6 protein-coding genes are annotated in these 11,543 nt (G+C 67.5%); all 6 read right to left on the bottom strand.

Annotated features, from left to right (window positions below; translation table 11 throughout):
• Positions 1-4,701: a stalk domain-containing protein gene (locus ACFQU4_RS02890; RefSeq protein ID WP_377486692.1), complete on the bottom strand. Its 4,701-nt coding sequence runs from the start codon at positions 4,699-4,701 to the stop codon at positions 1-3.
• 16 nt (positions 4,702-4,717) lie between these two features.
• Positions 4,718-6,325 (bottom strand): extracellular solute-binding protein, encoded by a 1,608-nt coding sequence (locus tag ACFQU4_RS02885; RefSeq protein WP_377486689.1) that lies wholly within the window; start codon positions 6,323-6,325, stop codon positions 4,718-4,720.
• A gap of 56 nt (positions 6,326-6,381) precedes the next feature.
• The gene (locus ACFQU4_RS02880; protein WP_377486685.1) at positions 6,382-7,353 is read right to left on the bottom strand and encodes a carbohydrate ABC transporter permease; all 972 of its coding nucleotides are present in this window, start codon (positions 7,351-7,353) and stop codon (positions 6,382-6,384) included.
• Positions 7,343-8,290: an ABC transporter permease gene (locus tag ACFQU4_RS02875; protein WP_377486682.1), complete on the bottom strand. Its 948-nt coding sequence runs from the start codon at positions 8,288-8,290 to the stop codon at positions 7,343-7,345. The genes ACFQU4_RS02880 and ACFQU4_RS02875 overlap by 11 nt, the downstream gene beginning before the upstream one ends.
• 383 nt (positions 8,291-8,673) lie before the next feature.
• Positions 8,674-9,843 carry a substrate-binding domain-containing protein gene (locus ACFQU4_RS02870; RefSeq protein ID WP_377486678.1) on the bottom strand — a complete coding sequence of 390 codons (1,170 nt, stop codon included), beginning with the start codon at positions 9,841-9,843 and terminating at the stop codon, positions 8,674-8,676.
• Complete coding sequence (locus ACFQU4_RS02865; protein ID WP_377486675.1) at positions 9,836-11,455, bottom strand: FAD-dependent oxidoreductase; 1,620 nt, start codon at positions 11,453-11,455, stop codon at positions 9,836-9,838. The genes ACFQU4_RS02870 and ACFQU4_RS02865 overlap by 8 nt, the downstream gene beginning before the upstream one ends.
• Positions 11,456-11,543 lie beyond the last annotated feature (88 nt).

Raw genomic sequence — 11,543 nt, 5'->3', positions numbered from 1 at the left:
TTACCGAAGATCGAACCGGATCCAGTCGTCGATGATCGCGGAGCCGAACCCGGCCGTTCCGGTCAGTGCAAAGGTGCCCGGCTCGGGGCCGTAGTAGACGTCGGTCCCCTGCGTGATCACGTTCCCGGTGAGTCCGGGCAGGTGCCCGCGCCAGAGGTTTCCGGCGGTCAGGATCCGGCCCTCCACCCCAGGAGCGAGGGGTTCGAGGGCGACTCCGATCGGCGTACCCGAACCTTCGTAGAGCCGCACGCCGGCCCCGTCCGCCACTACAGCGGCGAAGCGAGGGATGCCGAGGGTGCCGGTGTTGCTGCGGCCCAGTTCGCGATCGGGGAAGGAGGGATAGCCCTCCCCCAGCCCGACGTCGTAGGCGTCCGCCGTGGCGAGCGAGCCCAGCACCGAGTTGATCATGGTCAGCACCGTGCCGTTGTCGGCCGTACGAAGATCGGTGCTGAAGCGCACCGTGACCGGCGCCGCCTTGCCGACGGTGATGCTCAACTCCTTCGGCGTCGTCGCACAGTCGCCGAGCCGGCGGCCGAGCGTGTTGTCGACGGTGACGTTGCTGCCGAGGCCGACGGCGATGCCGGAGATGTCCCACTGCCCGTAGGCGTAGCCGGCCAGCCCTCCGCCACCGGCGCGCTTGATCGGCGCACCGAAGAGCAGCGGGGCCGCCGAGCCGGACACGCCGATCGGCTGATCGGTGGTGGTATCGGCCGCCGTGATCCGCAGCGCCCGGCCACGGAGATTCGGCCGGTAGCCGAGGAGCGAGCTGTTCGAGACGGTCAGCTGGATCTCGGCGTGGTCGGCGACCTGCCGGGCCGGCTGCTGGGAGATCCACGGCTTGTCGTCGTGGCGCAGATAGACGCCGTTGAAGGTCGAGTCGATGATCGTCACCTTGTCCGCCTGCCCCGACCCCAGTGACTGCAGGGTCAGCGCCGACGCGCTCAGAGCACCGGTCTGTTGGAATGCGCAGCGCTCCAGGGTGGCCGTCGAGGGCGCAGTGAAGTCGGCGTTGGTGTGGAGGTACCAGGGCTCCTTCGTGCCGACGAAGGTGCAGTCGGTGAACTCCTCGACAACGCCGCTGGCCGTCCCGTAACCCCAGGGCCGGTCGGAGGCCCAGACGGTCGAGGCCGCCATGCCGCTCTCCGGATGGGCCTGCCGCCAGGTCCGGGCGCCCTGGTTGCCGGAGTGCTCGATCCGGCAGTTCTTGATCTTGTGGACGGCGTTCCGATTGTTGCCGGAGCTCTCGGAGTGAACGGCGTAGCGCATATTGGCCGCGCTGATGGTCAGGTTCTCCAGCGTGGCCGTGCCCTTGATCCAGAGGGTCGAGGTGTTGGTGATCTCCGCGTCGGTGGCGTCGTCGGGCAGGCTGCCGGCGAGCAGGCAGGTGTCGGGATCGGTGCCACGCAAGGTGATGTACGAGGGGAGGGTCCAACCGACTTGCGGGTAGCTTCCGGGGGCGATCTCGACGACGTAGGGCCGGTCCGGACCGGAATCCGCGATTGAGGCGACGGCCTCCGCCACCGACACGAAGTCGGCCGTACCGTCGGGATTGACCGTGACCGTGAGGTCGGAACTCGCCGGTACGGCCAAGCTCAGACTGGTGCCGTTCCAGGAGGCGGTGGCCGCCATGCCGGCCGTGAAGTAGGACAGCGGCAACAGCGGTCGATCATGATCATCGAGCCGGGCCGCGGCGGCCATGGTGAAGGCGGTGCCGTCGCGATCACCGGTGGCGCTGCCGATCGTGGCCGTGACGACGGCATGCCCGTCCTTGAGTCTCACCTTGGCCGTGACGGGATCCCACTCGGCCCGCCGATTGATCACCTTCGCGACCCCGAGGGCCGGCAGGTAGGCCTGCCCGGAGACCTCGGTGACCGGGAGGTCGGTACGGCGTTCGCCATTGACGGTGATGTACGGCGGCGGTGCGGCCGAGCGTCGGAGGGTGACCTCCTCGATCGCGAAGTCGCCGGTCGTGATCAACGGGTCGATCCGGATCTGGGAGATGGTGCCCTGCCAGGTAGGGCACTGCCAGACCGGGATATCGGCCTCGATCACGCCGTTCGCGTCCGGTTCGGCATGCCAGACCAGGCCGCGGTCCCGGCTGTACGTCGTGTTTCCGGGCTGGATGAAGAAGAGCTCCTGCTCACTGGTCGCGCCGGCCCGCATCCGTACGTGGACGTATGGATGGTCGGCGGCGACCAGCCCAAGATCATCGGGGCTGACCAGCCTCGGATCGTTGGTGATCGCGGTGCCGCGCAGCGCGCCGCCGGACACGGCCAGTCCGTCGACGGTGTGCTCGAGATCGGACCAACCCTGAAGGTCGCCGTCGACATCGAAGGTCCACGAATAGGTGACCTGGCTGCCCAGCGGCGGCTCGTCGCGGACTACGCTGGGCAGGCTCCGACCGGGCGGGTACAACAGGCCGACACGGCCGCGGTGGGCGGCCGTGGGCGTCGTGTTCGCCGGTCCGGCCGTGGTCCCGAAGATCTTCCGGATCGCTTCCAGGTAGCCGAACCCGTGGAGTTCGCTCGGAAACAGGAAGTGCCCTTCGCCGTACTCGTTCCAGTTGTCGAGCAAGATCAACTGCCGCGACAAGGCGCCGGCCGCGGCACCCGGGATGAAGACGTCGCGCACCCACTCGGCGATCCGGCCGACCGTCGCCGGGCTGGCGTACTCACCCCACGGCCCGTTCCAGGCCAAGTCGTTGCGGCCGTGTGAGATGGTGGCGATCACGTCGACCCCGGTGCTTCGACGGGCCAGCATCCCAGCCGTCTGGGTGTCGAAATAGCCCTTGCGGGAGTAGGAGTATTCGGCGTCCAGCGCGAGGTCCGGGTAGTTTCCGGCGGCGTTGCCGATCACGGTGATGCCGGCGAACCCGGCCGAGACCGCGACGCCGTCGAGGTGGTCCAGCTCGGCCCTCGCCGCCGTGACCGACCCGAAGTGTTCGACCAGCTTCGCCATGCTGTAGATCGCCAGCACAGGCTTGTCGTCGATCACCAGATAGCGCGGATCCTTGAAGTAGTACTCCAGCCAGTACGGCACCAGGTGGGTGCGGAAGTCGGCGCTGTCGGTGGGTTCGCCGGTGTTCTCCCATTGGATCATGAACTTCTGATGGCTGCTCCACCGGCTGGCGAAGTAGCCCTGGTGCAGATGCTGGCCCAGCCTCGGCACCTTGATCGGAGTGCCCCTGCCGCCCTGCGGCCGGTACCAGCAATACATCTGGAATCCGATGCCGTTCTCCGCCAGCCACTTCGTCTCCCAGTCGGCGACCTCCGGCAGCCCCTCGTCGTAGAAGCCCAACAGGGGGTGACGTTCGGGGTACTGCGACACGACGTCCCAGCCCCGGTGGTAACCCTCCCGCCAGATGTTGCAGGACTGGATGCCGACCAGCTGAGCACCGGTGGTGACCGGCTGCGGCTCAGCGACATAGTCGTTCGGATAGCCGACCCAGGGGCGGATGATCACGTCATCGATCAGCACTGTTCCGCCGGTCGGCAGGTCGACGGTGATCTTGGTCGGGTCGCCGGCCGGCTGGGTCGGGAGTGCGGCGCCGGTCAGCCGCTGCTTGCCGTTGTGCCAGACGTCGGCGGCGCCGTTGCCGACGACGACGCGGACGTGGTGCCAGATACGGTTGGAGTAGTTGACGGAGGAGACTTCCTGGTCGGATCCGCTCGGTCGCAGTAGCCACAGCTTGCTGGAGGCGACCCGGAGCCGCACCTGATGCCCGCCGGGACTGAGGGTGATCACGAGGCCGCCGGGGATGGACGTGGCCAGAAAGGACATCTCGAACTCGTAGGCGCTGCCGACCCCGCTGAGTGCCGTGTACGTGGTCGAGGCTCCGGTCGAGGTCAGCGAGACACAGAAGTTGTCCGCCGTGCGCGCGTGCCGTGCCTGGACGACCTGGCTGGTCGCGGTGCTGGTCCACCGCTCCGGCAGGGCCCCGGGATAGGTGGCGACGAAGTCCTCGACCAGGTGATGGTTGGCGATCAGGCGGATCGGGCCGAGGTAGAGATCGTTCAGTTGATCATGTCCGGTCGCCAGCCGGAGCCGGTTCAGCCGGCTCCCGGTGCCGGCGAACCCAGCGCCGGTCAGCACCCGGTCACCGTTGACGATCACCGCGGCGGTTCGCGCTCCAAGATCAAGTTCGACCCGGACGCCGTACTTCCCTCCCGCGGCGACGGCGCCGAGCGCCGTGTCGCCGGTCGGTCCGCGGTAGACCAGCTGGCCGCCGGAGACGATCAACTCGATCACCGGGTCCCGATCATCGAGGAGGGCGAAGCTCGCCCCGTCGGCGCTGCCGATCGGTTCGAACCGGAAGTCCCAGACGACCAGGCCTGCCTCGACCGGCCGGAAGGAGCGGACCAGCGCGACGGAGCCGCCAGCGGAAGTGTCGGCGGCCCGCAGCCACGACCCGAACGCGTAGGTGACCTTACCGGCCAGATCGGCGACCTCCCAACCGGAAGCGGCCAAGCTCCGGGGGTCGAAATCGACCATGAAGGCGAAGGTCTCGTCGACGAGCACGGCCGGTTGCCCGGCCGGCCAGGCGGGCTCGGCCGCGGCGGCCGGAACGGCCAGCTGATCAACGGTTGCGGCGGTCAGTCCGACCGCTGCGGCGAGTTGCAGGAAGGTGCGCCGGCCGATCGCCGGCTGCCGCTCGGCCGGCGGCTCGATCGGCGCGGTGGTGAGGTCACGACGTTGTGCCATCTTTGGTTCCCCCTTTTCAGCGTTGCTGTTGCTCGAAGGCGGCGGCGAGTTCGGCCTTGATCGAATTGCCGCCGCCGGAGAGGTAGTCCTCGACACTCCGCTGCCAGTCCGATACCGGCCGGCGGCCTACCACGATGTCGGTCTCGACGGCCTTGATCGCGGCGTCGAGGGAGGCGCCCTTCCGACTCTGGGTCTCCGAGTAGAGTCCGAGGGCGGGATTCGAGACGGCGTTCTCGGTCCAGGCAGTCTCGAACTCGTGCTGCCGGGTGATCAACTCGCGCTGGGGTGACATCAGCGCACCGGTCGGTGCACAGATGTAACCCTGGCCGAGATTGCGCTGCGGAGCCAGATCCGGGTTGCTCTGCGGCAGGCCGTCGACCAGGGTGTAGTGCTGGCCCTCGATGCCGTACTGGCGGAAGAGATACTCCTCGGTGCCGAACGGCGAGGCCAGCCAGTCGGCGATCTTGAGCAAGGTCTCGACCCGGTCCGCGCTGCCCTTGTTGATCGCGACGATCGAGTGGTTCGGGTTGCCCAGGTGCGGCGTGCCGGAGCCGTCGGTGAAGCCGGGCGGCACCACGGCCGAGCCGATGTAACCCTTCACCTGGCCACCGCCACCGGCGGCGGTCCCCCAGCCGCTCAGGGTGTTCCACAGGAAGACTCCGGTGCCGCTGAGCAGCCACTCGCGTTGCTTCGAGTCATGGGTGGCCGGCGCGTCGGGGTTGATCAGGCCGGCGGCCCAGATCTTGCGGGACGCCTCAAGCGCTTCGGCCTGCGCCTGGTGCTCGTACGCGCTGGTGAACTGGCCGCCCTGTTCGGACCACCCGTTGGGAATCGTTAGCATCTGGCGGATGAAGTCGGTCGGCAACGATGCGAGGGCCCAGCGGCTCGCTGCGGGGTCGGTCGCCTCGGTCAAGATCGCGACGAAGTCCTCGTAGTTCTTGGGATCCTCGGTGATCCCAAGCGGCTCCAGCAGGTCCAGCCGCTGGTACATGATCCAGCTGGTGGTGAAGCCCCGGGTGATCGGCACGGCCATGATCCGGCCGTTGTGCACAGTGCCGCGCCACGACTCGGTGGGCAGGTTCGCCAGGCCCGGATAGGCCTTGACCTCGTCGGCGCTCAGGTGATCGGAAAGATCAGCGGCCTTCGCCGCGAGCAGTTGCGGGATCGCGGGCGTAGTCGGCAGCACCAGATAGAAGTCGGGCAGCTCGTCCCCGGCCGTCGTGGTGGCGAACTTGTTGGCATAGTCGGCGGCCGGACTGAACACCGGCTCGTACGGCGAACCCAACCGCTGGTTGAACTCTTGCCAGTAAGGATTCTGGGCCAGCGAGGGAGGCGCCAGGTCGCTGATCACCAGGGCCGAGACCGGCTTCCCATCGCCGGGCGGGTCGGCGTGCAGCCGTTGCGGGCTGGACGGATATGAGAAGTACACCGGCTCAGACCGCCCGGCGACACCTTTCAGATCGGCCGCCGCGCCGGTATGCGGCACGTAGGCGGGCAGCGGCACCTGGGCACCGCCGGAGGTGGTGGTCGAACCCACCGGGCCGGTGCCGCAGGCGGCCAGGCCCGCGAGGCCGGCCGTGGCGGCGAGCCCCTGCAGGAAGCGGCGTCGGACGATCATGGACATGGTCAGCTCCATCGATGAGGTTCGGGTCGGGTCAGTGGATGAGAGGGGCCGTGGGACTATCCCTTGACGGCGCCGGTGAGGACGCCCTTCGCGAAATGCCTTTGCAGGAATGGATAGAGGCAGATGATCGGAACGATCGAGATCACCAGGATCGCCATCTGCAGGGCGGGTTGCGGGGGCAGCACCTCGGCCGGACCAAGATCGGCCGGGCTCAGGTTCGTGCCGTTGATCACGTATGTGCGCAGGACCATCTGCAGCGGCCACAGCGACGATTCGTTGAGGTAGAGCAGCGCGTTGAAGAAAGCGTTCCAGTACTGCACGGCGTAGAACAGCCCGACCACAGCCAGCACGGCCTTGGACAACGGCAGGCTGATCAGCCGGAAGATCTGCCACTCGGACGCGCCGTCGATCCGAGCGGAGTCGATCAGTTCGGCGGGGATCCCCTGGAAGAAGGAGCGGACGACGATCACGTTGAACGCCGATAGCATCGACGGCAGGATCAACGCCCACAACGAGTCGAGCAGTCCGACCTGCTTGACCACCAGATAGATGGGGATCATTCCGGGCGCGAAGAGCAGGCTGAGCAGCAGCAGGCTCAGCACCGGTCCCCGGCCGACGGTGACCGGCCGGGCGAGCCCGTACGCCATCAGGGTGGTGGCTGCCATCGACAGCGCGGTTCCGACCAGCGTCACGCCGATCGAGATGATCAAGGACCGGGTGACCACGCCACCGGTCAGGATCGATCGGTAGGCCTCGAGGTTGACCGACTCCGGCCACAGTACGAAGCCACTGCTGCGGGCCAGTTGATCACCCGGTGCCACCGACGTCGCCACGATCCCGACGAAGGGCAGGACCACCGCAGCGCAGGCGACCGTCAGCACGACCGCCTTGATCAGCCGCCACAGCGGATGCGGCGCCGGCTGCCCGCTGTACACCCTCGAGGACCGACGCCGGTCCCGGCGCGCAGGGCTGGGCGGTTCGGACGCGACCCCGGTGGTCGGGCCGGCCGGAAGTTGATCAAGCGCCACGGCGATACACCCCGTCCTCACCGAAGATATGGGCCAGCTTGTTGGCCGCGAGCACCAGCCCGACGCTGACCAGGCCCTTGGTCAGGCCGACCGCTGCCGAGACGCCCCAGTTCCCGCCGATCACGCCGTTGTTGTAGACGTACGTGTCCAGCACTTCGGAGGCCTGCAGGCCGACCGAGGGTTGCTGCAGCAGGATCTGCTCGAAGCCGACAGTCAGCGAATCGCCGAGCTTCAAGATCAGCAGCAGGATGATGATCGGGCGCATGCCGGGCAGCGTCACATGCCAGGTCTGCCTGAATCGGGAGGCACCGTCGACGCTCGCGGATTCGTACAACTCGGTCGGGATGGTCGCGAGCACGGCCAGGAACAGGATCGTCGCCCAGCCGGTGTCCTTCCAGATCACCTGTGAGGTGATCAGCGCGACGAACGAGTCGGCGTTGCCGATGATCTGGACCGGGTCGGCACCATGGGAGCGCAGCCAGGTGTTGATCATTCCTGAGCCACCGAGGAACTGCTGGAAGATCGCCACCACGATGACCCAGGACAGGAAGTGCGGCAGATAGAGCACCGTCTGCACGACACGCTTGATCCGCTCCGACAGCAGGCTGTTGAGCAGCAGGGCGAGGACGATCGGTGCCGGGAAGACGACCACGGTCTGGACGACGGTGATCAACAACGTGTTCCCCAGCGCGCGCAGGAATGCCTCGTCACCGTTGAACAGGATCTGGAAGTTGCGCCAGCCCACCCACGGCGAATCCGCGACGCCGACGAACGGCAGGTAATCCTTGAAGGCGATCACGTTGCCGGCCAGCGGCAGGTAGTGGAAGAGCAGCAACAGCACGGTGCCCGGCACCAGGAAGACCGTCAGCGGCCAGTTGTGCCGCAGCCGCTGGCCGATGGTTGGGCGGCGCCGCCGCTCCAGGGACGCAGTGGTCATCGTGCGGAGCCACCTCTCAGATTCACCATCGAACTCTGTTACTTCGAACATTGACTTGTTCGACACTGAACATAGTGCACGAGAGCTAGGTCCTTGTCAATCGAAGATGATCATGGTCGCGAGACCCGGTCCAGGCGCGCATCGGTGGCAGCAGGCATGCGAAGACGACGATGCGAAACCGGTCGCATCGTCGTGGTCGGTGCCCGCGCGGCGTCGGGAGCTAGTGTCGCGCGTCCTTTGTTCCTTGCCAGTTGGCGACGCCCAGGCACGCACCTCGCGGCGTTCTCCTCAGGCGATATATGACCCGATATGTCTTCCTCGTCGGCCTTGCGATGCACGCACCTGGACGCCGCCACCTGACAAGGAACAAAGGACGCACGACACTAGTGGAGTGCCGGACCGGTGGATTCGCGGATCGCGAGGTGCGGCTCCACTCGGACGTGTGCGACGTTCGGCAGCGCGCCGGCGAAACGGTCCAGCAGCAGCCGGGCCGCCATCCGGCCGACGTAGAACCGCGGCGGCGCCACCGCGGTGACCGGCGGATCGAACAGCTCCGCGAAGTCGTCGTCGTAACTGATCAACGACAGCTTCGCCGGGACGTCGATGCCCAGCGCGGCAGCCCGGCGCAAGATCACGTACGCGTTGTTGTCGTTGTGACACAGCAAAGCCGTGACACCCCGATCGAGCAGCCCGCGCAGGAACGCGTCGACGGCCACGTCCTGGGGCCAGTCGGCCAGTTCGCCGACGACCGTGGTGAGCGTCGCATCGAGTCCCTGCGCGGCAGTCGCTGCCAGCCATCCCTGATGGATGGCCGACGCTGTCTGCGACTGGTGGTGCCGCAGCAGGTAGACGGCCTTGTGCCCCAGGTCGCGGAGATGGACCAGCGCCTTGGCCACGCCGACCTCGTGCGCTGACCGTACCGACGAGACGCTCGGCACCGCGGTGCTCGCACCGAGCTCGCGTTCCATCAGCACCACCGGAATGGGCAAGGCGCGGAGCCAGTCGAGGTATTCGTCCATCGGCCCGCTCGCCCCGTTCGGGCTGAACAGCAGTCCGTTGACGCCCGCCGCGATCAACTCATCGACCATCCGGCGCTCGACGCCCAGCGTCCGCCGGTTGACCTCCGGATCGCTGTCCCTGGTGCCCATCGGGGAGAACGCCAGCCGTGGCCGCAGTCCGGAGTTCTGGAGCTCAGCCCGCACCCCGGAGAGGATTCGTTCGAAGTAGTAGCCGACCTCTGGCGGCTGGGCCGCCGGATTCGCCGCTCCCGGAGAGCCGGTCACCTCGGGCATCAGTACGCCGATCCGAGGCTCCTGTGGCTCCGCCGGAGCGGACTCGGGTCCCGGGTCGGCACTGGTGCCGGGGACAACCCCTCCGCGGACCCGCTTCACCAGACCCAGGTCCTCGAGTTGATCAAGATCGCGCCGGATCGTCATGCTGGAGACACCCAGCTCACCGGCCAGCTCGGCGACCCGCGCGAACCCTCGCTCGCGCGCCCGGTTGACGAGCCAGTCATGCCGCTCGGTGGCCTTCATGGTCGACAGGTCAGGCAACCCGGTTCACCGTCCTCGCTTGATCAACATCCCAGTGCAGTTGTACGCCACGGCGCTCCAGGACGTCCTGGAACCTCGTGACGGCCGCGGCGTCTGCGGCGACCGCGTGCGGCTCGGTGCCCTGCTGCAGGCAGTGTCCGGCGAGTGCGCCGGCAGCCTCGCCGATGCTCCATTCGACGGGGTGCAGGCGATAGCAGCCGTTGGTGATCTGCGTGGTGCCGATGTTCTTCGCCGCCGGCAGCAGGTTGCGGATCCGTTGCGGCACCAGGCTGCGCAGCGGGATCTCGAACGGTGTCGGGATGTCGCTGCCGCCCGCCCCGCCGCCCGAGGTGCGGTGCCGGTCGATCCAGAAGTAGTCGCCAACCCCGACACTGTCGGCGTGCCGCAGCGTGCCGGCCGCCGCACGGATCTTGGCCGAGACCTCCTGCTCGACGATCGTCTTCAGAGCCCGGATCCGTCGGGACTCGCGAAGGTAGGGGTAAGCAGCAAACCCGTCGCTCGTTCCGGTCACATCGGGGCGAAGTCGCAGGCCGGGCCAGCCAGTGCCGCCGTCGGGTCGCGGCGCTTCGGTCTGCAGCCAGTAGAGGAAGGATCGGCTCAACGCCTTCGCGGCCAGCCGATGCTCGTCGGCATCAGGCACGCCGAACAGGGGGCCGAGATAATAGTCGTTCATTGGGCAGTTGATCACACTGATGTCGCTGCGATAGGTGCCCGGAGTGAAGGAGGCCATGGAGGCGATCCGCCGGAAGCTCCACAGCTCCGGGATCCGTCCCGGCGTCCGGTGATCAAGATCAATCACGTCGTCGGTCCGGTTCGGCGCCATCGTCCAGTCGTTGCTCGATCCCCCCTCCGGCGCGCTGGCGTTGCGGAAAGAGAACAGGGGCAGCCCGCCGTGCTGTACTGGCCGCAGCTCGCGCCAGAACGCGTAGTCGGCCGGCCGGTCGATGGTGTGATCCTCGCCCTCCAGATGATCAACGGCAAAGCACCAGGTCGCGCCCTGCATGTCGGTCGGATCCGCCGTGCTACCCGCGCTCGGTTCGCCGGTCTCGGCCTGCGACTCCCGGCCCGTCACGTGCTCCACCCCGCCGAGCTCCAGCAATTCGCCGAGCTCGGTCGCGTCGATGACGAATTCGGCGACCAGGTCCCACTCCTGCCCGTCCCCGGCAACCCGGACTCCGTCGATCCGATCCTCGTGCACCGCCACAGCCACCGGCTCGGTGCGCATCAGCAGCCGCAGCCGGCCGCTGCTGACGTACGGGCGCAGCAGGGCCTCGAAACACGCGACGGCGACCCGGGGCTCGACGCTGATCGGACTGACCCAGGCCCGGCCCGGATTGAGGTACGGGTCGCGGCGAGCCTCCGTTGTCAGCGGGAAATGGTCCCGGTAATAGGCCCGGAACCGCTCCCGCAGTCGACGGTACGACGCATTGGCACCGTCACGTTCGATCCCGAGACGCTCGTCCAGCGGGACCAGCTGACTGGTCAGCTGTCCGCCCAACCAGTTGGTCGCCTCGGTCAGGACGACCGTGCACCCGGCCTCCAGCGCGGCCATCGCCGCCGAGATGCCACCGAGACCGCCGCCGATGACAGCCAGGTCGGCTTTGAGCTCCATCGAGTCCCCTTCGGACGCACCATGTTCGATAAGTTCGTTTTGCGTTCACCTATGAACATATCGGAACTCGGGCAGAAACTCGAAGGAC

The organism is Microlunatus sp. GCM10028923, from assembly GCF_042666975.1.
Lineage (GTDB): Bacteria > Actinomycetota > Actinomycetes > Propionibacteriales > Propionibacteriaceae > Microlunatus.
The sequence above is the reverse complement of the archived record's forward strand: the minus strand, read 5'-3'. Positions and strand labels throughout refer to the sequence as shown.